The sequence below is a fragment of the Streptomyces sp. NBC_00568 genome, from assembly GCF_026341855.1.
In the GTDB taxonomy this organism is placed as follows: Bacteria; Actinomycetota; Actinomycetes; order Streptomycetales; family Streptomycetaceae; genus Streptomyces.
The window spans coordinates 7,160,675-7,183,867 of the sequence record NZ_JAPENW010000001.1; the positions used below are offsets into that span (position 1 = coordinate 7,160,675).

Consider the following 23,193-nt stretch of genomic DNA (forward strand, 5'->3'; position numbering starts at 1 on the left):
GCGATCAACACCAGCCGGGTTGAAACCAGCCCGGTTTGATACTGAAGCTCGGAGGCGCATGTGCTGTCTTGGCTCTCGATCAGCACGGTGTGCGCGCTTGGTTCTCGCACCGCACGGCGTGCAGCCTACCCACTCAGGCGTACGGTGTTCCGTCCTTGGGACGACATCCCGTTCCCTGCCCTGCTCCGCAGGAGTCCGATTCTCCCCCGCAAGCGGGAGGTACCCCCACCCCGGCCCGAAGGCCGAGGCATCCTCGGAGGAACCCGGTGAGGGCCGCACCCAGCCCCCCGGCCACCCCCGGCGGCGCCGACGGCGGTGCAGGGTCCGACGGCGCCGAGCGGGCCGCGCGGATCGAGGAACTCCTCGGCGACCCGGCCGACCCGCGCAACCCGCACGGCCACCGCGCGCTCCTCGACGCCGACGAACAGCGCCGCACCCCGCAGGCCACCGAGGCACTGCTCACCGACGCCGGCCTCGCCGCCGAGTTCGTCCCCCGCCGCCTCGGCGGCCGCCTCGCCCGCCCCGACACCCTGGCCCGTGTGCTGCGCCCGCTCTTCCGCCGCGACGTCGCCCTCGGCTTCGGCTACGGCATCACCGCCCTGTTCGGCGCGTCCGCCGTCTGGGCCGCGGGCAACCGGCAGCAGCGCGAGCGCACCGCCCGCCACCTGCTCCACGGCGACGACGACGACGGCGGCGGCGGCCGGGTCACGATCCTGCACCACGAACTGACCCACGCCAACGCCATCCTGCGCGACGAGTTCACCGCACGCCCCGCACCCGGCGGCGGCTTCGTCCTCGACGGCCGCAAGGACGTCATCATCAACGCCGACCGGGCCCGCGCCTTCGTCATGTACGCGCGCACGGCCACCGCGCCCGGCCCGCACAGCCACTCCGTGCTGCTCCTCGATCCCGACCAGCTCCCGCCGGCCCGGCTGCGCCGCCTGCCGCGCGTGGCCACCCCCGGCATGCGCGGCAACCGCTTCGCGGGACTGGAGTTCACCCACTGCCCCGTCCCCGCCACCGCCCTCGTCGCCGGCACCGGCGACGGACTCCCGCTCGCCCTGCGCACCTTCATGGTCAACCGCTGCCTGATCCCCGCCGCCCTCGTCGCCGGCGTCGACAGCGCCCTGCGGCTCGCGGTGAGGGCCGCGGTCACCGGCCGCACCACCGGACAGCCGGCACGCCGTCACCAACCGGTCCTCGCCGGCGTCTTCGCCGACCTGCTGGCCTGCGACGCCATGGCGGTGACCGCCCTGCGCACCCTGAGCCTGCTGCCCGACAGCGCCCACCTGGCGGCCGCCGCCGTCAAACTGGCCACCCAGGACGTGCTGCGCGAGAACCTGGAAGAACTGGCCACCGTCCTGGGCGCCCACGGCTACGACCGCGGACCCCTGTACGGCGGCTTCCAGAAACTCGGACGCGACCTGCCCGTCGCCGGACTCGGCCACGCCGGCAGCGCCGCCTGCCAGGCCGTCCTGGTGCCACGGCTGCGCGCCCTCGCCCGCACCTCGTGGTTCCGTACGCCCGAACCCGCCCCCGCCCTGTACCTGCCCACCGCCGCCGTCCCCGACCTGGACTACCGCAGGCTGTCCCTGACGGGCGGCGACGACGTCCTGACCGCCACCCTCATCGGCGCCGCCCGCCGGCTCGGCCCGCAGCGCACCGCCGGCCCGCAGCGGGCGGCACTCGCCGACCTCGCGGACACCTTCGTCCAGGAGATGCGCACCCTGCGCGAGCAGTGCGGCCACCTCCCCGAAGCCGTCCACGACACCCTCGCCGACCCGCGGGCCTGCACCCTCCTGGACCGCTACGTCCTGGTGCTCGCCGCCGCCGCCTGCCTGGGCGTGTGGGAGGGCCACCACCACACCGGCACCTTCCTCGCCCAGCCGGCCTGGGCGGTGCTGGCCCTGTCCCGGATCGGACGCCGGCTCGGCCTCCCGGTCCCCGAACCGCCCCACGGCGTCGTGCAGTCGGTCCTGGAGGAAGTACTCCTGCGGTTCGCCCGAAGCCGCAGCTTCGACGTGTACGACACACCCCTCGCAGGCTAGGAGACAGCCGCCATGCACCGGACGGCTACCGGCGAGCCCCTGCCCGCCGACACGACCGGCGAACTCCTTCCCGCCGGCACGGACCGGCCCGCGAGGGACGAGTTCCTCCGCCCGGCCACGGACCGGCCCCGGCCCGCAAGAGGCGAGCCGATCCACGTCCTGCCCGCCGGACCCTGGCGGCCCGTCCGCGACCACCTGCGCGCCCACGGCCACGCGGTCGTCCACACCACCTGGGGCGAATGGCTGCCCGCCGCGCTCACCCGGCCCCACCTGCGCCGGCTGCTCGGACGGCGGGACTGGGCCCGCTGCCGGCGCATCACCGACCCGGCGGTCCGCTACCGGTTCGTCGCCTCACGCCTGCTGATGAAATACACGGCGGCGGCCGCACTGGCCACCGCACCCGAGGGCCTGGACGTCTCCTACCGGCTCGGCGGACGCCCCTACCTGCGCGGCTTCGACCAGCTCGACCTCAGCCTGACCCACACCGGCGACCTGATGGCCCTCGGACTCAGCAGAGACGGCCGGATCGGCGTCGACGCCGAGCCCGCCGACCGCACCATGCGCCCCGACCTGCTGCAGGGCCAGATATGCACCCCCACCGAGGCAGCCGAACTGGCCCGGCTCCCCGAGGACGAACAAAGCGAACAGACCCTGCGCCTGTGGACCCTCAAGGAGGCCTACACCAAGGCACTCGGCCAGGGCATGCGGCTGCGCTTCACCGAGTTCGGCTTCGGCCTGCACACCGGCCGCCTGCTCGCCCCGGACGGCACACCCGCCGCCCGCACCGAATGGACCTTCTCCACCCACCGCATCCTGGACCGCTACCTGCTCAGCACCGCCCGCCACGACGCCGGCCTGGACACCGCCCCCGACACCTCGGCACACACCATGCTCGACCCGGGCTTCGCGGCGGTCATGACGCACTTCGTCCCGCCGCCGCACGACCGCCCCGCCCCCCGCCGGCCCGGGTGATCGAACGCCGCCGCTCGAGACCCGCTCGCACCCCGCCTGACCCCCGCTCGGCGCGTCAGCCGCACGTCAGCGCCATGGCAGCGGTGTGACCGACACTCGGGAGCGGACGGTGCGGACCACCGAGCCGGGGCATGCCCGCAAGCACCCATGCCCCGGATGGCGATTCAGGAGACACCCGATGACCAAGTTCCAGCCCCCAGGCGCGCCGCCCGCCGCGACCGCCGGACCCGGGGCGGACGAGGCGGGCACCGTACCCCTGACCGAACAGCAGCTGGCCCTGCTGCGCCGGGCCCACCCCCACGACACCTCCCCGAACCAGGTGTTCGCCATCGACCTGCGCGGCCCCCTCGACGACCGGGAACTGCGCAGCGCCCTGGCCCGCCTCGTCGCCCGCCACCCGCTGCTCTCCGCACGCCTGGCACCCGGCCCGGACGGCCCGCCCCGCCTCCACCTCGACCCGGCCCGCACCCCCCGCCTGGAACGCCGCACCGCCACCGGCCACCCGCCCACCGAGGACGAGGCCGGCCAGGAACTCGACCTGGAACACACCGGCGTCCTGCGCACCGTGCTGATCGCCCACGGGCCCGCGCACCACACCCTGCTGCTCGTCATGCACCGCCTCGTCGCCGACGGCGAGTGCGCCGGCCTGCTCCTGGCCGACCTCCTCGACGCCTACGAACACGGCGAGAACCCCGCCGCCGCCCCCCGCGCGTTCATCGCCCACACCACCACCCCCCGGGCGGCCCCGGACCACCCCGCCGCGGCGAACAGCCCCGGGCACCCCCACGAAACCAGCGGCCCCGCCGCCCCGCAGACCCTGCCGGTCGCCCCCCGCCAGCACGCCCTGCTGCTGGACGCCCTGGCCCACCACGGCACCGGCCGCTACGTGGAACAGCTGTTCTGGCACTGGCACGGCCCGCTCGACACCGACCGGTTCACCGCCGCCTGGCAGTCCGTCTTCGACCGCGAGACCGTCCTGCGCGCCGCGTTCGACTGGGACCGCCACCCACGCATCGTGCTCCACGACCAGGTCACCGCCGACGTGGTCCACCACCGCGCCGGCACCCTCGACTGGGACGACCTGCTGCACCAGGACCGGCTGCGCGGCTTCGACCTGCGCGCGCCGGGCCTGCTGCGCGCCACCCTCCTCGACGACCCCCGCCCCACCGGCGACACCCCCACCGGCGACACGCCCACCAGCGACACGCCCACCGATGACGAACCCCGCGCCACCGGCGACACCGAACGCGCCACGTCGACCCGCGTCCTGATCACCTTCCACCACGCGCTCCTCGACCACTGGAGCGTGTCCGTCCTGCTCCAGGAGTTCTACCGCGCCTACCTCGCCGACGGCCTCCTGCCGGGCAGCGAACGACGCCCCGACATCCGCGACTACGCACACTGGCTCGCCCGGCAGGACACCGCCCCGGCCCGCGCGTTCTGGTCGGCCGCCACCGGCCCGGCCACCCCCGCGACCCGCCCCGCCCTGCCCGGCCCCGCGACCGGCCAGACCGGCTGGGGCCGCGCACAGACCCGCCTCAGCCGCACCGAAGCGGGCCGCCTGCGCCGCTGGGCCGCCACCCGCGCCGCCACCGAATCCAGCATGCTCCAGGCCGTGTGGGCCCTGCTCCTCTACCGGACGGGCGGCGCCCACGGACCCGCCCCGGTCGGCTTCGGCGTCAGCGTGTCCGGCCGCGGCATCGCCCTGGACGCCGTGGAACGCCTGCCCGGCCTCCTGGCGAACGCACTGCCCGTCATCGTCCGCATCGACCCGGACCACTCCATGCCCCGCCTGCTGGCCCAACTGCGCGACCAGGCAATCGACATGGCCGCCTACGAATGGGTGTCGACCGCACAGATCCACGAATGGAGCGGACGCGGGGCCGACGAGAAACTCCTCGAGAGCCTGATCGTCTTCGAGAACCGCCCGCGCACCTCACCGGCCCTGGACGCCGCCCTGGCCGCACACGACATCCGCGTCGGCCCCCCGCAGACCCTCGGACTGCACAGCGCCTTCCCCATCACCCTGCTCGCTTCCCCCGACACCGACGGCGGCCTGCTCCTGACCGCCGTGCACGACCGCACCCGGATCTCCGACACCGACGCCGGCCGGCTGATCGGCCTGTGCGCCCGGCTCCTGCGCGAACTGCCGTCCACTCACGACGAGTCGACGACCATCGCCGACATCGTCGCCGCACTGCCGGACACGGACCTGCCCCGCATGACGGACGACACCGCCCCCGTGCCGCACACGCCGCCGACCTGACCTGGCACCGGCCAGAGGCCTGTCCGGCGGGCCGACTACGGCCCGTACAGCGGAAGCCGAGCCCTGCGCCGGAAGCAGAGCCCTGCACCACCGCACAGGCGAGCCGCCCGCCCGGGTGGTCGTCCGGGGGGCGGCTCGGCCGGGGCAGGACCCGGTGAGCGGCGTGCTCGGGGGAGCGCCGCCTCAGCCCACCGCCTTCTTGACGAGCGCGCTGATGCGCTTCTCGTCGGCGGCGGACAGCTTCGTCACCGCGTACGCGGTCGGCCAGACGGCGCCGTCGTCGAGAGCGGCCTGGTCACTGAAGCCGAGCGTGGCGTACTTCGACTTGAACTTCTGCGCGCTCTGGAAGTGGCACACCACCTTGCCGTTCCTGGCGTACGCGGGCATCCCGTACCAGAGCTTGGGCGTGAGGTCCGGAGCGGCGGCCCTGATGACGGCGTGGATCCGCTCGGCGAGGACCCGGTCCGCCTCCGGCATCTCGGCGATCTTCGCCAGGACTTCGCTCTCCGTGTCCGCCTTGGCGCCGCCCGGGCCACGGCGCGCGCTCTTCAGCTCCTTGGCGCGTTCCTTCATCGCGTCGCGTTCCTCGGCCGTGAACCCGTCGTGCTTCCCGGCGGCGGTGGAACTCCTGGCGGACTTCTTCGTGCTCGTCATGGGGGGCCTCTCCTGCACGGTGGCGCGACGATCCCCTGCCCCGGACCCCCGGACGGGGGCACCGGGTCAGGACGAGGACGTGGAGCTCAGCGAGGTGGCCTCCCAGGCGAATCCGTCCGGGTCGGTGAAGGACCCGGCGGAGCTGCCCAGGACGATCCGGTGCGAGCCGGTGCCGTCGTCGGCGACACCGAGGTCCTTGGCCAGGCCGCGGCGCTTGTACAGCGCCAGCTTGACCGGGCTCGACTCGTCCGCGGTGAACTCGGCGTACTTGCCGCCGAAGCTCTTGCCGACGGTCAGGCCCTGCTCGACGTAGAACCGCTTGCTCGCCTTGACGTCCTCGACGCCGAGCAGGAGCACGATCTCGTCGATCTTCTTGCCGGCCGGGCCGGTGTCCTTCTTCGCGGAGGTCGCGACCTTCCAGATCGTCCCGTCCGGGGCCTGCACGACGCCGCCGTAGCCCCACAGCGACTTCGCGACGGGCTTCAGCTCCGTGGCGCCGGCCTCGATGGCGGCATTGATGAGGCTGCTGACGTCGGCCGGCTGGGACACCGTGAGCGCCAGCGTGAACCCGCGGAAGCCGGTCGTGGGCGTCTCGCCGGCCCGCAGGCGCACCTGGGAGCCGAGTCCGAAGGCGGTGGTGTAGAAGTGCTGGGCGGCGGCGGGGTCGGCCACCTCGAGGGTGATGGATGCGATGGAAGTCATGCCGATCACGCTAGTTGCGGTGCGGGTGCGGTGGCTTCTCCATTCCTGCTCGATCCGTCCGCCGGGCAACTCACCGGGTTCCTCCGAGGAAGCCCCGGTCTTCAGGCCGGGGAGAATCGGACTCCTGCGGGGCAGGGCAGGAAACGGGATTTCGCCTCCAGGGCGAAACACTGTCCACCTGAGTGGGTAGGCTGCGCGCCGTGCGGTGCGAGAACCATGCGCGCACAGCGTGCTGATCGAGAGCCAAGACAGCACATGCGCCTCCAAGCTTTGCTGTATCAAACCGGGCTGGTTTCAACCCGGCTGGTGTTGATCGCGGAAGACCTGTCGGGTCGCTGACCCGCAGGCAGCGTGAGCCAGGAATCCCCCTGCTTCAGCTGGGGGAGGATTCAAGTACCACGCGATGCCGCCCGTCCCGGCCGCCGCGCGGCGGGCGTAGAGATGGGGCCCCATGCCGGCCAGCTCGGTGAAGCGGGCGGTGAAGACGGCCGGGGACGGGCAGCCGACCGTGCGCCAGACCTCGGTGACGTCGAGGTCGCCGCGGCGCAGCAGTGCCATCGCCTGCTCGATGCGCCGCGTCGTCAGATAGGCGTACGGCGACTGGCCGTAGGCGAGGCGGAACTGCCGGCTGAGGTGCCCGGCCGTCATGTCCGCGGCACGGGCGAGCGCCTCGAGGTCCAGCGGCTGCGCGTACTGCCGGTCGATCCGGTCGCGGACGCGGCGCAGGTGCGCGAGATCGCGCAGGTGCTGCGCGGCGATCCGCGCGCGCCGCCATGCGGGATGGCACATGGGAGAACTCCTTCCTCCCGTGTCCGGGAGACCTCGGTGGATGCCGGGAGCGCGGGGCGGAGTGGGGTAGGGCGGGGTGGGGCGGGACGGGGTGGACAGGCGGCCTGGTCCGGCCGGGCCCGGCCGGAGGGTTCAGCGGGTCTCCTGGATGCGGACCAGGTTGCCCGCCGGGTCGCGGAAGGCGCAGTCGCGGACGCCGGTGGGCTGCAGGAGCGGTTCCTGGACGACCTCGGCGTCGCTCGCCTGCACTTTCGCGAAGACGGCGTCGAGGTCCTCGGTGGCCAGCAGGATCCAGCCGTAGGTGCCCTTGGCCATCATCTCGGCGATGGTGCGGCGTTCGGCCTCGGTGATCCCGTGACCGGACCCGGCCGGGGCGAGCAGCAGGGACGTGCCGGGCCGGCCGGCGGGGCCGACCGTGATCCGGCGCGTCCGGCCCTGTCCGACGTCGCTGCGGACCTCGAAGCCGAGGACGCCGCCGTAGAAGGCCAGCGCGGCGTCCGGGTCGTCATGCGCGATGACGCTCGTATGAATGGTGAGATCCATGCCCGTCACGCTAACGGCGCCCCGGTCAGCGGGGCTTCTCGATTCCTGACCCGTCTGCCCGCCCGCCCTCCGCCGCCCGCCCGCCTGCCCGTCCCGCCGTCTCCCGCCGTTTCCGCCAGCCCGCCTGCCCGCCTGCCCGTCCGTCCCGCCGTTTCCGCCCGCCCGCCTGCCCGTTCGTCCGGCCGCCCGTTCGTCCGGCTGGCACGCCGTCCGCTCGTCTCCGCCGTCCGGCCGTTAGCCGCGCATCGCCGCGCATCGCGCACTCGGGGCATGCGCACCGCGGGCCGCAGCGCACCGCGCACTCGGGGTACGCGCACCGCGGGCCCGCCGGAACTCCCGCGGTGCGGCGGTGTTCCTGTCGTTGTTCCTGCCCGTGCCGAGCGGTTGCCGTTCGCGGCTGTGGTGGATCGCGAGTGCTTCTCGAGCCGGTCGCGACGCCGACGCGTCACGCTGCTGGGTGGATCAAGAGGGAGTGAGGTGCGGGATGGACCACGCGGTGGAAAGGGCAGTCGCCTACATGCGGGAGCGTTGCGGCGAGCCGCTGACCCTCGCCGAGATCGCCGAAAGCGCTCTGCTCAGCCGTTTCTATTTCACGCGGGTATTCAAAGCGGAGACCGGGCTCACTCCGGGGAGATTTCTGGCCGCGGTCCGTATGCACGAGGCCAAACGGCTGATCGAGAGCACCTCGATGAGCATCACCGAGATATCCCTGGCGATCGGTTACAACAGCCTGGGTTCGTTCACGAAGTCCTTCACGGCCAGTGTCGGAGTGTCTCCGGGCCGGTTCCGCCGGCTGTCGCGGGACGGGCAGCAGGGCCTGCCGGACCCGGAGCCGGCCGTGTGGCCCGGGGGCGGCACGGTCGCCGGGACGGTCAGCCTGCCGGAGGGCCACGGCAACGCCCGTGTGTTCCTGGGCGCGTTCCGCACGGCCGTCGTCCAGCACGCGCCGCTCGCCTGGGCCGTCGTCGACGTGCCCAGCGGCCGCCCGTCCTGCTACTCCCTGAAGAACGTTCCCGGCGGGAGCTGGCACCTGCTCGCGGTGGCGCAGGCCGCCGGTGTCGGGCCCGGTCCGCGGGCCGGGCGGACCGTGCTCGTCGGGGGGCACGGCCGGCCGGCCGTGACGGTCGCCGCCGACGGTGTCACCAGCGCGGCGGTGCGGCTGCGCCCGGTGAGGCCGGCCGATCCGCCGGTCCTGCTCGCGCTGCCCGCGCTGGACCCCCCGGCCACCGTGACGGCCCGCCCCGGGTGCGCCTCCGTCACGCCGGCTCCCGGCGCCGGCGCGCGGCGCCGGGCCGCGGGCCATCTGCGGCTGGCGTCCGCGGCGCCGGCCCGGTCACGGCCGTGAGCGCGGGGGAGTGCGGCACAGTTCCTGGCGGGTCTTGAGGCGTTCGGCGAGCTGGCCCCATTCCCTGCCGATGTGCTCGGCGATCGGGGCGATGACGCCGAGCCAGTGCGGCGGGACCGCGTCGACGAGCGTGCGCCAGTCCTCGCCGGGCTCGGTGGCGTGCAGCTGCATCCAGCGCAGGAACTCCCGGCCGCCGGCGGTGTAGCGGATGGCGGGGTCGGCGGCCATCTTGGCCGCCACCGCCGCCCAGGTGGGCGGGGGGTCGGTGTGGTTGCGGCGGTGCCCCGGCGCGGCGTCGGCGTTCGGCGCCACCCGCAGCGGCACCCGCCCGGCACCGTCGAAGAGTGCCTCCGCCGCCTCCGCCGTCCGCTCGTCCTGCCCCGCCGGCGGCACCGACTGCATGGACTGCATGGACTGCATGGACTGCATGGACGGGAGGGACTGCATCGGCTGTACGAACGGCACGGGCCGCATGTGCTGCGGGCGGGCGGCGTTCTGGCGTCCGTCGCGTTCGGGGCCCTCGCCGCGCCGCAGCCGCGCGCTCACGTCGTGGACCGTGCCGAGGGACACGTCGGTCTCCCGGGCGACCTGGCGCAGCGGGGCGTCGGGGTGGGCGGCGATGTACTGGGCGGCGCGCCGGCGGCCCTCGCCGGCGTCCACCGGGCGCCGGCGTCCGTCCTGGCCGATGCGCTTGCCGTCGAGCGGTGTGTGGCCGGCCGTCCGTTCGCGCAGCGAGGCGATCGTCTTGGCGCTCAGGCCGGTGATCTGGGCGATGGCGCGGTCGGACCAGTCGGGGTGGGAGGTCAGCACCCGCTGGGCTCCGCAGACACGGTCGGTCTTCGACAGCGGCAGTCCGTGCGCGCCGTTGGCCTTCATGGCGATGACGAGGGCCTCGGAGTTGGAGCAGTCCACGAAGCGCGCCCGGATGGTGTCGTCGCCGCGGAGCCGGGCGGCCTCCAGCCGGTGCAGTCCGTCGATGACGCGACAGCCGTCCACCTGGACGAGGATGGGCGGCAGTTCGGCCGATCCCGCCGCGTCGACGAGGAGCTGGATGTGCGCGGCGTCGGTTCCGCTCTGGCGCAGGGACACCCCGGGCGACAGCGCGGTGACGGGGACATCGCGTGCCGGCAGTTTCTCGAAATTCTTCAGGTCGAATTCGCCGCGGGTCGAAGAATCGATGCCCTCCATCCGGACGGGGCTGAATGCACTCGTTATCAAGACGGCTTGCGCGTTGCTCTGAGCCATTCCTGTTACTCCCTCTCTGCTGCCGCTGCCGACGAGCGTCGCAGGAGGGTCTTTAGCTGCAGTCGAGAGCAGGTCGACGTTCTCTGGAAACACGACGCCGCGGGCGTCCGCCTGTCCGGCGGACGCCCGCGGCGGGCGCGGAGGGCGCCGGGGGTCAGGCGTCCCTGCGCTGCAGCAGTACGGCCGCGACGGCCAGCAGGGCGGCCGTCCACAGCGCGAGCACCCCAAGGCCCTGCCAGGGCCCCAGCACGTCGCCCGTGCGGGGGTGCTGCTGGGTGATCAGGTATCCGGCCTCGGTGGGGAGATAGCCGTGGATGTGCTCGCCCACGCTGCCGGGCAGCAGCTTGGCCATCGGGGCGATCACCAGGACGAAGGCGATGACGCCGGTGATGCTCGCCGCCGTGTGCCGGATGATCGCGCCGATCGCGAGCGCGAACAGGCCCAGCAGGGACAGATAGAGGCCGCAGCCGACGACGGCCCGCAGGACCCCCGGGTCGCCGATCGCGACCGGCGCCTTGCTGTGCAGGATCGGCGCGCCGATGAAGAAGGAGCCGAACGCGGTCAGTTCGCCCACGGCCAGCACCAGCAGCCCGAAGACCGCGCTCTTGGCCGCCAGCACCGGCACCCGCTTGGGCACCGCGAGCAGGCTGGCACGGATCATGCCGGTGGAGTACTCGGAGGCGATGACCATCGTGCCCAGCACACAGATCGCGAGCTGGCTGAGCAGGATGCCGCTGCCCAGGATGGTGCCGGTCGGGTCGAGGCGCATCGCGGCCTGCTGGGAGGCATCGCTCTTGTCCCAGTTCGCGACGCCCATCTCCATGAACAGCACGGTGAAGACGAGGGTGAGCACGATCAGGATGGCCAGCGACCAGACGGTGGAGCGGACCGAGCGGATCTTGGTCCACTCGGAGAGCATCAGCCGCCCGAAGCTCGGCCGGTGCGCTGCGGCGGCTGTGCGCGCGGGGGCGCTCAGGGTGGTCACTTCACGCCTCCGGCGGTGGGTGCGACGGCGTCGTACTCGACGGCGTCCCGGGTCAGTTCCATGAAGGCGTCCTCGAGCGATCCGCGCCGGGTCGACAACTCGTGCAGGACCAGGCCTTTGGCGGCGGCGATCTCGGCGATGCGCGGGGCCTCGATCCCGGTGACGTCCAGGTCGCCGTCGCCGGTGCGGGCCACGGTGGCGCCCTCGGCCCGCAGCAGCGTCACCAGCCGTGCCCCGTCAGGGGTCTTGACCAGGACGGACTGCTCGGTGCTGCGCTCGATGAACTCGCTCGTGGAGCAGTCGGCGACCAGCCGGCCGCGGCCGATGACGATGAGATGGTCGGCGGTGACGGCCATCTCGTTCATCAGATGGCTCGAGACGAAGACGGTACGGCCCTCCGCCGCGAGCGACTTCATCAGATTCCGGATCCACACGATGCCCTCGGGGTCGAGACCGTTGACCGGCTCGTCCAGCACCAGCACCGCGGGATCGCCCAGCAGCGCCGCCGCGATGCCCAGCCGCTGCCCCATGCCCAGCGAGAAGCCGCCCGCCCGCTTGCGGGCCACCGCGGCCAGCCCGACCCGCTCGATGACCTCCTCGACCCGGCGCCTGCCGAACCCCTGCGTCTGGGCCAGGCACAGCAGATGGTCGTAGGCGCTGCGGCCGGTGTGGACCGCACGCGCCTCCAGCAGCGCGCCGACCACCTGCATGGGCTGCGCGAGATCGCGGTAGCGCACACCGTCGACGGTGGCCTCGCCGGCGTCGGGCCGGTCCAGTCCCAGCAGCAGCCGCATGGTGGTGGACTTGCCTGCGCCGTTGGGGCCCAGGAAGCCGGTGACCCGGCCGGGCTCGACCGTGAACGACAGGTCGTTCACGGCGGTCTTGTCGCCGTAGCGTTTGGTGAGGTTCTTGGCCTCGATCATGGTCACCTCGGTTGAATGGCCTGCGAGAGTTTCGCCGGGGAAAAGAACACTCCCCACCCGCCTGTGGTATCAGGAGTTCTATTCCGTTCAGTAGTCGCAGACCGCCCCGGTCCTGAACGATGGCCTCCGCTTCACCCCGTGGTTATTTTGGCAGCGATGACTGTCCGCTGAAGCGCCTGTTTCATCTGCTTACTTTCCTCGGTTGAACCCGCAAACCCATGAGGGTGGCCATGAATTCAGTCACGAACGAACCGGCCGGCACCGGCCGGCGCCCGGTGATCGGGATCTGCGCGCGGACCGCGCCGGTCACGCTCCAGGGCAGCGACCTGGCCGTCAGCCTCGCCCTCCAGTCGCACGTGGCCTTCCTGTCCGAGGCGGGCTGCACACCGCTGCTGCTCCCGCTGCTGCCCGGCGCGGCGGACCTGGCGGACCGGCTCGACGGACTGCTGATCCCGGGCGGCCCCGATCTCGATCCGGCGCTCTACGGCCAGGACCCGCACCCGGCGACCCGGGCGATGAGCCCGGACGCCGACCGCGTCGAACTGGCGCTGGCCAGGCGGGCACTCGACGCCCGCCTGCCGGTCCTGGCGATCTGCCGGGGCATGCAGCTGCTCAACGTGCTGCACGGGGGCACTCTCGAGCAGCACCTGCCGGACACCACGGGCGACGACGGCCACCGTCCGCGGACCGCGTCCTTCACCCTCGGCCGTCATCCGCTCAAGCTCCGGCCGGACAGCCGGATCGCGGCCGTCCTGGACGAGGACGAGCCGCGGACCGCCTGCCACCACCATCAGGCCGTCGGCCGGCTCGGTGCCGGCCTCACCGCCACCGGATGGGCCGGTGACGGGATCGTCGAGGCCGTCGAAGTCACGGACCATCCCTTCGCGGTCGGTGTGCAATGGGAATGCGGGCAGACGTCCGACAGGCGACTTCATGAGGCACTTGCCCAAGCCGCCGGACGCCCGAAGAATTAGCGGGCCGCCGAAATCTTGTCATCGCGGAAAAGGCGCGGCCCCGAGGGCAGAGTCTTTTCCGGTCTTTTCCGATCCCTGTGCGAAGGAGAATTAAAGATGCCGCCGCGGATGCCCAACCCGTCGCTGGTCGTTCCCGATGTCCTGCCGCCCATGCGCGCCCTGGTCAAGGCCGTCAACAGTGTCGGCGTGCCGTTGCAGACCCTGGTGCTCATCCACCTGCGGGTGAGCCAGATCAACGGCCGCCCGGTCCAGATACCCGTGAAGAAGCGCGAGTTCGAGGAGGCGGGGGAGGAGGACCACCGTCTGCCCCTGGTGGAGACCTGGCGGGAGCAGACCTGCTTCACCGACGCCGAACGCTCCGTGCTGGCACTGGCCGAGGCCGCGACGCGCATCGAGGGCCACAAGGACCCGGTGTCGGACGAGGTCTGGGCCGAGGCCGCCCGGCACTTCACCGAGCGGGAACTGGGCGCGGTGGTCCTGCACATCGGTCTGGTCAACCTCTGGAACCGCGTCAACGTCGCCACCAAGCAGGAGCCGGTGGACTGGCGCATCAACCCCAAGACGTGGACCCCGATGACCACCCGGCTGCCCGCCGCCCCCTGACCCCGTCCGTCCCCGCGTTCCAGCCTCCCTGTCACGCCCGAGGCCCTGTCCGGCGGCACCACCGCCGGACAGGGCCTCGGGCATTCACCGCCCGCACCGGCCCGCACCGGCCCCCGGGCATCCACCGGACCGCCCCGCCCCGTCCCGCCCCGTCCCGCCCCGTCCCGCCCCGCCCCGCCCCGGCCCGTGCGGACCCGCTCCGGCCCGCGCGGACACCCGCGGGCCCGCACCCGCACCCGCCGGCGCCCGTCGGCACCCGTCGGGTATTCGTCGGCCCGCGCGGACATGCCGGACTCCCGTGGGCCCGTGCGGACATGCCGGACTCCCGTGGGCCCGCGCGCACGGGGCGGGCCCACGGGAGTCACCCCGGCTCGTACGGAGTCCGGGACCGCTCAGGCGGCCCGTGGGGTGCGGCCGGCCGTGCCGGTGCTGAGGACGGCGAGCAGTGTTCTGGCCTGCACGTTGACGTAACGGCTGTGCCCGGCGAGCCAGTTCAGCTGGCCGGGGGTGACCCAGTGGAAGCCCGGCGGCGGCTGCGCGGGCGTGGTGGCCTCGTCGGTGTCGACGATCAGGTAGCGGCTCTCGGCGTTCAGGAACCGGCCGCCCTCCTCGGAGTGGACGGCCGAGTACCGGATGCGATCCTCGGGCGCGTCCAGCATCAGGTCGAGGAACGGCGGGCGCGGCCCGGGGAGCGACGGGGGGTAGTTCGCCGGAGCGCACTGCACGGTCGGCGCGAGCTCGGCGGTGTCGAGGAAGCCGCCCTCCACGCGGGCGTGCACCAGGACGTGCGGGACGCCGTCGAACACGCGGTGGGCGAAGGCGACGATCCCGCTCTCCACCGGTTCGATGATCGGCTGGGTCCAGCCGGCGACCTCACGGCCCGCGCCCTGGACCGACACCGCCACCACCTTGAAGAACCGGCCGTCGGCCCGGCCGATGGCGTGCTCGTCGGCCTGCCATCCGGCGACCTCGCGCAGCGGCATACGGCGCACGCGCACGTCCTGGCGGGCCCGCTCCGCGGTGAACCAGGCCAGCAGGCCGGAGTCGGAGGACAGCGCCCGGGGTTCGGCGGGCGCGGTCGGAGCGCTCGCCAGCACGGTGCGCGCGTCCATGTTCACGATGTTGTCCCGGCGCAGCAGCTGTGTGATCTGCCCCAGGGTGAGCCAGCGGAACGCGTCGTCGGCGGGGACGTCGCCGTCCGTCTCGACGATCATGTTGCGGTTGCGTTTGCGGTAGAACCAGGCGCCGTGCTCGGACTGCAGGACGTCGGTGAGCACCCGCTCCCGGCCGGGTTCGACGAAGTGCTCCAGGTACTTCACCGCCGTCCCGCCGTGGGCCTTGGTGTAGTTGCTGCGGGTGGCCTGCACGGTGGGGGAGAGCTGCACCAGGTTGGGGTTGCCGGGTTCCATCTTCGCCTGCATGAGGAAGTGCAGGACCCCGTCGAACTCCTTGGCCAGGATGCCCAGGATGCCGATCTCCGGCTGCACGATGATCGGCTGCTGCCACTGGGTGCCGGGCCGTTCGACGTGCAGGCCCTCGATGGTGAAGAAGCGTCCCGACCGGTGCCGCAGGTCGCCGGTGTCCGGCGCGAACGACCAGTGGTCGAGTTCGGCGAAGGGGATGCGCCGGACCGTGGTCCCGCCCGAGCGCCGGACCCGCTCCAGCCAGCCCGGCACGTCGGATGCCGCCATGTGGACGCCGTCGGCCGTCGCGGCCGACCGGGCCAGCCTCTCGCGGATCCCGGCCCCGGAGCGGGGGACCAGCCGCGCCGGTGCGCTCATCGCCGGCCGCCCTGGTCCGCGGCCTGCTTCCACCACTGCGGGTTGTCCCGGTACCAGGCGACGGTCTCCGTCAGGCCGGTGCCGAAGGAGGTGAGCGGCAGATGGCCGAGCTCCCGCTCGATCCTGCCCTGGTCCAGGGCGTAGCGCCGGTCGTGGCCCTTGCGGTCGGTGACGTGCCGGATCATGTCCGGCCGTGCTCCGCACAGTTCGGCGAGCCGGTGGGCCAGCTCCAGGTTCGCCAGGGCGGTGCCGGCGCCGATGTTGTAGACCTCGCCGGCCCTGCCCCGGGTCAGGACCCGGTGCACGGCCCGGCAGTGGTCGTCCACGTGCAGCCACTCGCGGACCTGGCCGCCGTCGCCGTAGACGGGGACGGGCTGTCCCTCGAGCAGCCGGGTGATGGCCAGCGGGATGAACTTCTCGGGGTGCTGGTAGGGGCCGTAGTTGTTGGAACAGCGGGTGACCGAGACGTCCAGGCGGTGGGTGCGGAAATAGGCCAGGGCGATGAGGTCGGAGGCCGCCTTGGACGCCGCGTAGGGGGAGTTGGGCAGCAGCGGCGACTGCTCGGTCCAGGTCCCCTCCTCGATGGAGCCGTACACCTCGTCCGTCGAGATGTGCACCACCCGCCCGACACCGGCCGCCAGGCACGCCTCCAGCAGCGCCTGGGTGCCCTCCACGTTGGTCCGCACGAACGCGGCGCCGCTGGCGATCGAACGGTCCACATGGCTCTCGGCCGCGAAGTGCACCACCGCGTCCTGGCCGGCCAGCACACCGGCCAGCAGGTCCCGGTCGAGGATGTTCCCCCGCACGAAGGTGAGCCGTGGATGGGAGGCGGGCAGGTTGTCGCGGTTTCCCGCGTACGTCAGCAGGTCCACCACCGTGACGTGCGCGTCCTCGAATCCCGGATAGCCCCCCTCGAGCAGGGTCCGTACATAGTGCGAGCCGATGAACCCGGCTCCGCCGGTGACGAGGATTCTCATACGACCACATCGCAGTCGGAATTCCACGCTCGAAGCATGTGCCTTTTCCCTTTTCCACGAGGGGACGGATACCGCTCGGTCCGCGCTGGAGAACTGCCTGATTCCCGGTCGTCCTCGGGCCGCCGGATTCCTGCCTGGCGCGGCCCCCGGTCCCGGGGAGGGGACCGCCTGTGACCCAGTCCCGTCCGGCGAGGCTAGGGCGCCCGCCTAAAAGCCCCCTCGAAAGGGACTCGAGGGGGCCAACACCTGATGCGGAATCATCAGGGAGTCTCAGCCCATGCCAGTGGGTATCTTGGTCGTGTGAAGCCTCCTGAGTGGGGAGCGGGCGGCGGGCGGCGAAGAACCGGGCTGCCCGTACGGTGGCCGTGGTGACCGGTGAGGCCGCCGAGTGAAGAAGTTTCAGGTGCAGCCTGGCTTCGTGGCGCAGGCGTTCCGGTTCGCGCTGGACCCGAACGTCGTTCAGGAGCAGGCGCTCCGGTCGCACTGCGGTGCGGCGCGGGTCGCATACAACTGGGCTGTCGGCTGGGTCGAGGCGGCTTGGTGGCAGCGCCGCGCCGAGGAGTCGTACGGCATCGTTGAGACAGACCTGACGCCGTGGCGGTCCTGGTCGCTACCTACGCTGCGCAATGCGTTCAACGAGGCCAAACACACTGACCAGAGGTTCGCCGCTTGGTGGCAGGAGAACTCCAAGGAGGCGTACAACACCGGTCTCGCGAACGCCGCCGCCGCGTTCGACAACTACGCGAGGTCGAAGCAGGGCAAGCGCAAGGGGCGCGCTCTGGGGATGCCGCGGTTCAAGTCGAAGCGAAAGGCGCGTCTGTCCTGCCGGTTCACCACCGGCGCTATCCGCGTTGAGACCGACGGCCTGCACGTCACGCTGCCACGCCTGGGCACGATCCGTGTCCATGAGCCTTTGGCCAACTCCTCGGCCGCCTGCAGGCGGGGACCGCCCGCATTCTGTCGGCCACCGTCCGCCACGAGCGGGGCCGCTGGTTCGTCTCCTTCCAGGCCGAGGTGAAGCGCGACCTGGTGCGCGTCGCCCGCCCGGGCGTCGCGGTCGGCATCGACCTCGGCATCAAGACCCTGGCGGTCTTGGCCGACAGCACCGGCGAGATCCGCGAGGTGTCCAACCCGCGACACCTTGATGCCGCATTGAAAAAGCTGCGCCTTGCCTCCCGTACCGTGTCCCGCCGCCGGGGCCCGGACCGCTGTACCGGACAGCAGCCGTCCCGCCGGTGGGAGAAGGCCAACAAAGCACGCAGCAGGGTGCACTACCGCGTCGCGAACCTCCGGGAAGACGCCCTGCACAAGCTGACCAGTGCCGTGGCGGCCGAGTACGGCACCGTGGTGGTCGAAGACCTCAACATTGCCGGGATGCTCCGTAACCGGCGCCTGGCCCGGCATATAGCCGACGCCGCATTCGGCGAGATCCGCCAACAGCTCACCTACAAGACCCGCCGCAACGGCTGCCGCATCGTGGCCGCCGATCGCTGGTTCCCCTCGTCCAAGACCTGTTCCGGGTGCGGCGTGGTGAAAGCCAAGCTGCCGCTGCACGTCCGGACCTACCACTGCGACGCCTGCGGCCTGGTCCTCGACCGGGACGCCAACGCCGCACGTAACCTCGCCGCGCTCGCGGCAGCCGCAGTAACGGGTACCGGAGTGGCCGGAGACCCGGACGCCGTCAAGGCGTTGAAGCCTCGTGGAGCTGACCGGAAGACCCGCACCACCCCGCCCGGCCGCAAAGCCGGGCGGGGGCGGGCAGGTGGCGCAACCCTGCCGCAACAGCAGCAGACAGAAACGAGAGACCGTCCTCACATCGAAGCCCTCACGCTTTGGTGATGTGACGGACCTTCCGGGCAGAAATGCCCGGAAGGCTGAGAGTCTCTGAGGCTCACAGCAACGGTGTCAGCTGTCCTGCAGCAGCCCCAGAACGTTGCCGTCGAGGTCGGTGACCGTGGCCACCAGCCGGCCGCCGCCGACGTCGGTGGCGGGGCTCTTGACCGTGGCCCCCGCGGCGGTCACCTCGGCCAGCTTCGCCTCGATGTCGGGGACGTGCCAGTAGGCGACCGGCGAGGTGATGTCCTGCGCCCCGGCCGGCACCAGCCCGATGTGCTGGCCCGCGAGGTCGAAGCCGACATAGAACTCCGAGTCGGTCTGCGGCTCGATGCCGAGCAGGGCGGCGTACACCTTCTTCGCCGCGGCCACGTCCGCCACGGGATGCAGGACGGTCTTGATTCCCTGAATGGCCGAGTCAGCCATTTCCACTCCTGGGGGGTTGGGATTTCGTGACCCCATGCTAGGAAGATCCGCGGCCGTGATGCATCTCCGCACCCGATCACTCCAGCGGGTTTCCAGCCACTCTTGACCCGAAGTGGACAGCCCCTTGCCAGGCTGCGAGCGCGCTGAATTCAGGAGGGGAAATCACGTGAAAAAGCTCGCATGGGTCACAGCGGTGGCCGTGGCCGGTCTGCTGGGGCCGGCCGTTGTCCCGGCGGCGGCCAAGGACGCGGCCCGACCGGCCGCTCCGGCCGCCGGGACCATCGCCTGGTCGCCGTGTCCCGACACCGACCCGGTCCTCGGCAGCCTGCTCAAGGGCCTGGAGTGCGGCACGGTCCAGGTACCGCTCGACTACGCCGACCCCGGCGGCCGGCAGATCGGCCTGGCGCTGACCCGGGCCGTCCACACGGCCCCCGACAGCCAGTACCAGGGCGCCGTGGTCCTCAACCGCGGCCAGTGGCCCGGCGGCATCGGCCGCGACCTGCCCACCCGCTACGCCCAGGGCACCACCGGGCTGGCCAAGGACGTCGGCGCCGCCTACGACTGGATCGGCTTCGACCCGCGCGGCGTCGGCGCCAGCGAACCGTCCGTGGTCTGCGACAGCGACTACGTCTACCCCGGGCACGCGCAGCCCGCCTCGGTGCCCGCCACGCCCGCCGCCGAGCAGGAATGGGCCGACCGGGCCCGCGCCTACGCCAAGAGCTGCGGCGACACCTACGGCGACGTGCTCAACCACCTCACCACCAAGGACGCCGCCCGCGACCTGGACCGGATGCGGATAGCGCTCGGCCAGGAGAAGATCACCTACTTCGGCACCGACTGGGGCACCTACCTCGGCTCGGTCTACGCCTCGATGTACCCGCACCGGGTCAAGCGGATGATCCTGGACAGCGTGGCCCGGCCCAACGGCAAGTGGTACAAGAACAACCTCGCCAAGAACGAGACGTCCGAGACGAACGCCGGGATCTTCTTCACCTGGGTCGCCAAGTACGACGCGGTCTACCACCTGGGCACCACCGCGGCCGAGGTCGAGGCGAGCTACTACCGGGGCCAGGACGCGCTCGGGGCCGCCCCCCTCGACGGCAAGATCGGCCCGTCCGAGTGGGCCGACGTCTTCGAGCCGGTCGTCTACCGCAGCTGGACCTGGCTCTCCCGGGCGAAGGTGCTCTCCGACTGGGCGGTGCGCCATGACCCCGCCTCGCTGCGGGCCACCTACTCCGACCCGGGCTTCCCGCACCAGAACCGGCACGCGATGACCAACGCGGTCCAGTGCACCGACGCCTCCCAGCCGCGCAACTGGAGCCGCTGGCACGCCGACTACTCCCGCCAGTACGCCGCCGGGAACCACTTCCTGACCTGGACCAACGCCTGGTACAACGCGCCGTGCGCGTTCTGGCCGGTGCCCGCGCAGAGTCCGCAGAAGGTCGGCGACCCCTCGGTGAACGTCCTGCTGGTGCAGCCGGAGTTCGACACCGCGCACGGCACCACCGGCGCCGTACGCACGCACAAGCTGTTCCCCAACTCCCGCCTCGTGCTGGAGCAGGGCGGCCACAACGTCGGCGCGGCCCTGTCGGCGAACAGCAACGCCTGCCTGAACACCTACGTCGGCGACTACCTGCGCGACGGCACCCGTCCCGCCTCCCGCAAGGGGATCGACGCGACCTGCCAGGCCTCCCCGGACCCGGTCCCGGCGTCCTGAACCACCAAGCGGCCCCGCACCGTTGAGGGTGCGGGGCCGCTCCCATGGCCGCCGCCGTTCACGGGTGGCGCCGAGCCCGGTGCGCACGAGCGGCTCGGCGGCGAGCGTGTCCGCGAATCCCCTTGCGCAATGGTCAAGAATCGTTGACCATTGCTCGTATGCCTACCGACGATCTTCCCGAGACGTTTCACGTCACCACGGACGAGCAGCTGCGCGCCGTCTCCAGCCTCACGCGCCACCGGATCATGGCCGTGCTCCGCTTCGAGCCGGCGACGATCACGCAGATCGCCGAGCGGGTGGGCCTTGCGAAGGGGAGTTCCAGCTATCACGTGCGGCTGCTGGAGCGGGCCGGCCTGGTGAAGGTGGTCCGGACGCGGAAGGTGCGCGGGGTCACCGAGCGGTACTACGCGATGGCCGCGCGGGCGATCGCGCTGCCGGATCCGGGCGAAGGAGGGCCGGACGTGCTGATGCGCCATGCGGTGGCGGACCTGGAGGCGTCACCGGCGGACGGCGAGCGGCACGTGCGGATGGCGCATCTGCGGCTCACCGAGGAGCAGTTCGCGGAGCTGGGGGAGCGGCTGCAGGCACTGGCGGACGAGTACCGGGAGCTGTCCGATCCGTCGCTGCCGGACGCGTCACTCGTCTTCGCACTGTTCCACCCGGCATCGCGCGAGCAGGCCCAGGGGGGCGCCAAGTGACCTCGGACATGCGGAAGTTGCCGACCGGGTTCGGACGGCTGTGGACCGCGCAGACGATTTCCTCGCTCGGTGACGGGGTGTCGCATGCCGCGCTGCCGCTGCTCGCGCTGACGTTGACGCGGGATCCGATGGCGCTCGCCGTCGTCACGGCCGCCGGGACGCTGCCGTGGCTGCTCTTCGGGGTGCTCGGCGGAGCGCTGGTGGATCGCTGGGACCGCCGGCGCACGATGTGGGCCGCGGACGCGGCACGTGCGGCGCTGCTCGCGATACCCGCGGCGGCGGCCGCGCTCGACGTGCTGAGCATTCCGCTGCTCGCGGCCGTCGCCTTCCTGCTCGGCCTCGGCGGACTCTTCTTCGACACGGCCGCCACGGCCTACCTGCCGGATCTGCTCCGCCGCGACCCCGCACTCCTGGAGCGCGCCAACTCCCGCCTGCGCGGCGCCCAGACCGCCATGTCCGGCTTCGCGGGGCCGCCTGCGGGCAGTGCGCTGCTCGCGCTCGGGCGGGCGGTTCCGCTGCTCACCGACGCGGTGTCGTTCCTGTTCTCCGCACTGCTCGTCCGTACGCTGCCCGCCATGCCCCGGCCCGTGCCGGAGGTCCGCGAGTCGCTGCTTCGGCAAGCGCGGGCCGGAGCCTCGTACGTCTTCCGGGACCGGGTGCTGCTCGGGCTGGCGCTCCGCCCGGCGGTCGGGAACGTCGCCTTCCTCGCTGTGGAGACCGTCCTCGCCCTCTTCGCGCACGACCGCCTGGGCATCGACACCTACGGCTTCGGCCTGCTCCTCACAGCGGAGGCCACCGGCGGCCTGCTCGGTGCGGGCATCGCCTCCTACCTTGGCCGGCGACTGGGCACCGGCACCGCACTGACCTGCACAGCCGCCGTCGAAGGGCTTGCCATCCTGGGCCTGGCCGCTGCCCCGAACCCGTACGTCGCCGGGCTGGCGCTCGCCGTCTGCGGGGCCGGCATGGGCGCCACGATGGTGCTCGCGCCCTCCCTCAGGCAGGCGATCGTCCCCGCCCACCTGATGGGCCGGGTCGCCTCCACCTCCCGCATGCTGGCCATGTGCGCCGCCCCCATCGGGGCCTTCCTCGGCGGCTGGCTGGCCACCACCTACGACATCCGCACCCCGCTCTGCGCCGCCGCCGGCCTCCTCCTGGCGATGACGGCCGTCACGGCATCCATGACCAGCAACCGCCGGGTCGAAGAGGCGCTGCGTGCCGCCGCCCCGGCCGGCGGTCCGGATCACCCGGCATCCAAGGATCCCGCCCAGGAGAGTGCACCCGACCTGGTGTGACGCCTGCCGCGAAGGCGTCACAACAGGTCGGGTGCCAGGCCCCCCGCGGGGCGCGACGAGTGGCCGGGTCGGTCGGGTGTGCCGGCCGTCGATCCTCGTCGTCCTCGGAGGCGTCCGGGTCCCGGAAGGGGCACAGGCCCTGCCCGGGACCGCCGGCTTTGATGTTGCTGGTCCTCCTGGTCCTCCTGGCCCTCCCAGTACGCCTGGCGGATCCGGCCGCGGCCGCCGTGGCAGATCGCGCGGGCCAGGCGGTGGCGGGATTCCCGCACGGTGAGCTGCCGGTTCATCAGGCGCCGGTAGGCGTCATCGACCGGACCGGGTCGACCCGGTCGACCGGGGCGACCAGGGCGAGCAGGTGCATGGTCCTGTCGATGCGCCCGTACTCGGCGAACCCGGCCCCCGGCGGGGCCGGGTGCCCTT

Annotated in this window: 21 protein-coding genes and 1 pseudogene; 11 read left to right on the top strand and 11 right to left on the bottom strand. The window is 72.5% G+C overall.

What is annotated here, in order from left to right; genetic code table 11:
• The first annotated feature begins 266 nt into the window (after positions 1-266).
• The 3 genes from OOK38_RS31145 to OOK38_RS31155 all read left to right on the top strand — a co-directional run bounded on the left by OOK38_RS31145 (position 267) and on the right by OOK38_RS31155 (position 5,286).
• Positions 267-2,048 carry an acyl-CoA dehydrogenase gene (locus OOK38_RS31145; protein WP_266766280.1) on the top strand — a complete coding sequence of 594 codons (1,782 nt, stop codon included), beginning with the start codon at positions 267-269 and terminating at the stop codon, positions 2,046-2,048.
• A gap of 12 nt (positions 2,049-2,060) precedes the next feature.
• On the top strand, positions 2,061-3,020 hold the full coding sequence (locus OOK38_RS31150; protein ID WP_266766279.1) for a 4'-phosphopantetheinyl transferase superfamily protein: 960 nt from the start codon (positions 2,061-2,063) through the stop codon (positions 3,018-3,020).
• 178 nt (positions 3,021-3,198) lie between these two features.
• Positions 3,199-5,286: a condensation domain-containing protein gene (locus tag OOK38_RS31155; RefSeq protein ID WP_266849080.1), complete on the top strand. Its 2,088-nt coding sequence runs from the start codon at positions 3,199-3,201 to the stop codon at positions 5,284-5,286.
• 183 nt (positions 5,287-5,469) lie between these two features.
• Here the strand turns inward: OOK38_RS31155 and OOK38_RS31160 are convergent, their stop codons facing one another.
• From OOK38_RS31160 to OOK38_RS31175, 4 genes are all read right to left on the bottom strand, one after another.
• The gene (locus OOK38_RS31160; protein WP_266766277.1) at positions 5,470-5,940 is read right to left on the bottom strand and encodes an iron chaperone; all 471 of its coding nucleotides are present in this window, start codon (positions 5,938-5,940) and stop codon (positions 5,470-5,472) included.
• Between the two features lie 66 nt (positions 5,941-6,006).
• Positions 6,007-6,642: a glyoxalase gene (locus tag OOK38_RS31165; protein WP_266766276.1), complete on the bottom strand. Its 636-nt coding sequence runs from the start codon at positions 6,640-6,642 to the stop codon at positions 6,007-6,009.
• A 294-nt stretch (positions 6,643-6,936) separates the two neighbouring features.
• On the bottom strand, positions 6,937-7,431 hold the full coding sequence (locus tag OOK38_RS31170) for a helix-turn-helix transcriptional regulator (RefSeq protein WP_266766275.1): 495 nt from the start codon (positions 7,429-7,431) through the stop codon (positions 6,937-6,939).
• A 132-nt stretch (positions 7,432-7,563) separates the two neighbouring features.
• Positions 7,564-7,974 carry a VOC family protein gene (locus tag OOK38_RS31175; protein WP_266766274.1) on the bottom strand — a complete coding sequence of 137 codons (411 nt, stop codon included), beginning with the start codon at positions 7,972-7,974 and terminating at the stop codon, positions 7,564-7,566.
• Between the two features lie 484 nt (positions 7,975-8,458).
• Here OOK38_RS31175 and OOK38_RS31180 point away from each other — a divergent pair, with 484 nt between their 5' ends.
• Positions 8,459-9,319 carry an AraC family transcriptional regulator gene (locus OOK38_RS31180; RefSeq protein WP_266849082.1) on the top strand — a complete coding sequence of 287 codons (861 nt, stop codon included), beginning with the start codon at positions 8,459-8,461 and terminating at the stop codon, positions 9,317-9,319.
• Here OOK38_RS31180 and OOK38_RS31185 read toward each other — a convergent pair.
• The 3 genes from OOK38_RS31185 to OOK38_RS31195 all read right to left on the bottom strand — a co-directional run bounded on the left by OOK38_RS31185 (position 9,308) and on the right by OOK38_RS31195 (position 12,472).
• Positions 9,308-10,507: a nuclease gene (locus OOK38_RS31185; protein WP_266849084.1), complete on the bottom strand. Its 1,200-nt coding sequence runs from the start codon at positions 10,505-10,507 to the stop codon at positions 9,308-9,310. The genes OOK38_RS31180 and OOK38_RS31185 overlap by 12 nt on opposite strands.
• A gap of 211 nt (positions 10,508-10,718) precedes the next feature.
• Complete coding sequence (locus OOK38_RS31190) at positions 10,719-11,549, bottom strand: ABC transporter permease (protein WP_266766271.1); 831 nt, start codon at positions 11,547-11,549, stop codon at positions 10,719-10,721.
• Positions 11,546-12,472 carry an ABC transporter ATP-binding protein gene (locus tag OOK38_RS31195; protein ID WP_266766315.1) on the bottom strand — a complete coding sequence of 309 codons (927 nt, stop codon included), beginning with the start codon at positions 12,470-12,472 and terminating at the stop codon, positions 11,546-11,548. The genes OOK38_RS31190 and OOK38_RS31195 overlap by 4 nt, the downstream gene beginning before the upstream one ends.
• 230 nt (positions 12,473-12,702) lie before the next feature.
• Between OOK38_RS31195 and OOK38_RS31200 the strand changes: the two genes are divergently transcribed.
• Positions 12,703-13,446 carry a gamma-glutamyl-gamma-aminobutyrate hydrolase family protein gene (locus OOK38_RS31200; protein ID WP_266766270.1) on the top strand — a complete coding sequence of 248 codons (744 nt, stop codon included), beginning with the start codon at positions 12,703-12,705 and terminating at the stop codon, positions 13,444-13,446.
• 96 nt (positions 13,447-13,542) lie between these two features.
• Positions 13,543-14,049: a carboxymuconolactone decarboxylase family protein gene (locus OOK38_RS31205; RefSeq protein WP_266766269.1), complete on the top strand. Its 507-nt coding sequence runs from the start codon at positions 13,543-13,545 to the stop codon at positions 14,047-14,049.
• 392 nt (positions 14,050-14,441) lie between these two features.
• Here OOK38_RS31205 and OOK38_RS31210 read toward each other — a convergent pair whose 3' ends face one another.
• On the bottom strand, positions 14,442-15,830 hold the full coding sequence (locus tag OOK38_RS31210; RefSeq protein ID WP_266766268.1) for an NDP-hexose 2,3-dehydratase family protein: 1,389 nt from the start codon (positions 15,828-15,830) through the stop codon (positions 14,442-14,444).
• Positions 15,827-16,807 (bottom strand): dTDP-glucose 4,6-dehydratase, encoded by a 981-nt coding sequence (gene rfbB, locus OOK38_RS31215; protein WP_266849086.1) that lies wholly within the window; start codon positions 16,805-16,807, stop codon positions 15,827-15,829. Before rfbB ends, OOK38_RS31210 begins: the two co-directional genes overlap by 4 nt.
• A 388-nt stretch (positions 16,808-17,195) precedes the next feature.
• Here rfbB and OOK38_RS31220 point away from each other — a divergent pair, with 388 nt between their 5' ends.
• Complete coding sequence (locus OOK38_RS31220; RefSeq protein ID WP_266849088.1) at positions 17,196-17,825, top strand: helix-turn-helix domain-containing protein; 630 nt, start codon at positions 17,196-17,198, stop codon at positions 17,823-17,825.
• A complete protein-coding gene (locus OOK38_RS31225) occupies positions 17,822-18,646 on the top strand; it encodes an RNA-guided endonuclease TnpB family protein (RefSeq protein ID WP_266849090.1) in 825 nt (274 codons plus the stop codon). Before OOK38_RS31220 ends, OOK38_RS31225 begins: the two co-directional genes overlap by 4 nt.
• Positions 18,647-18,712: 66 nt before the next feature.
• On the opposite strand, the gene OOK38_RS31230 is transcribed toward OOK38_RS31225, so the two are convergent.
• Positions 18,713-19,066 (bottom strand): VOC family protein, encoded by a 354-nt coding sequence (locus tag OOK38_RS31230; protein ID WP_266766265.1) that lies wholly within the window; start codon positions 19,064-19,066, stop codon positions 18,713-18,715.
• A gap of 166 nt (positions 19,067-19,232) precedes the next feature.
• On the opposite strand from OOK38_RS31230, the gene OOK38_RS31235 reads away from it, so the two are divergent.
• From OOK38_RS31235 to OOK38_RS31245, 3 genes are all read left to right on the top strand, one after another.
• Complete coding sequence (locus OOK38_RS31235; protein ID WP_266849092.1) at positions 19,233-20,783, top strand: alpha/beta fold hydrolase; 1,551 nt, start codon at positions 19,233-19,235, stop codon at positions 20,781-20,783.
• Between the two features lie 158 nt (positions 20,784-20,941).
• Entirely contained in the window at positions 20,942-21,481 is a 540-nt protein-coding gene (locus tag OOK38_RS31240; protein WP_266766263.1) for a transcriptional regulator, read from the top strand.
• A 17-nt stretch (positions 21,482-21,498) separates the two neighbouring features.
• Entirely contained in the window at positions 21,499-22,773 is a 1,275-nt protein-coding gene (locus OOK38_RS31245; RefSeq protein ID WP_266766314.1) for an MFS transporter, read from the top strand.
• A 176-nt stretch (positions 22,774-22,949) separates the two neighbouring features.
• On the opposite strand, the pseudogene OOK38_RS31250 reads toward OOK38_RS31245, so the two are convergent.
• Positions 22,950-23,191: pseudogene (locus OOK38_RS31250) on the bottom strand (Tn3 family transposase); the annotation flags it as partial.
• Between the last annotated feature and the right edge of the window lie 2 nt (positions 23,192-23,193).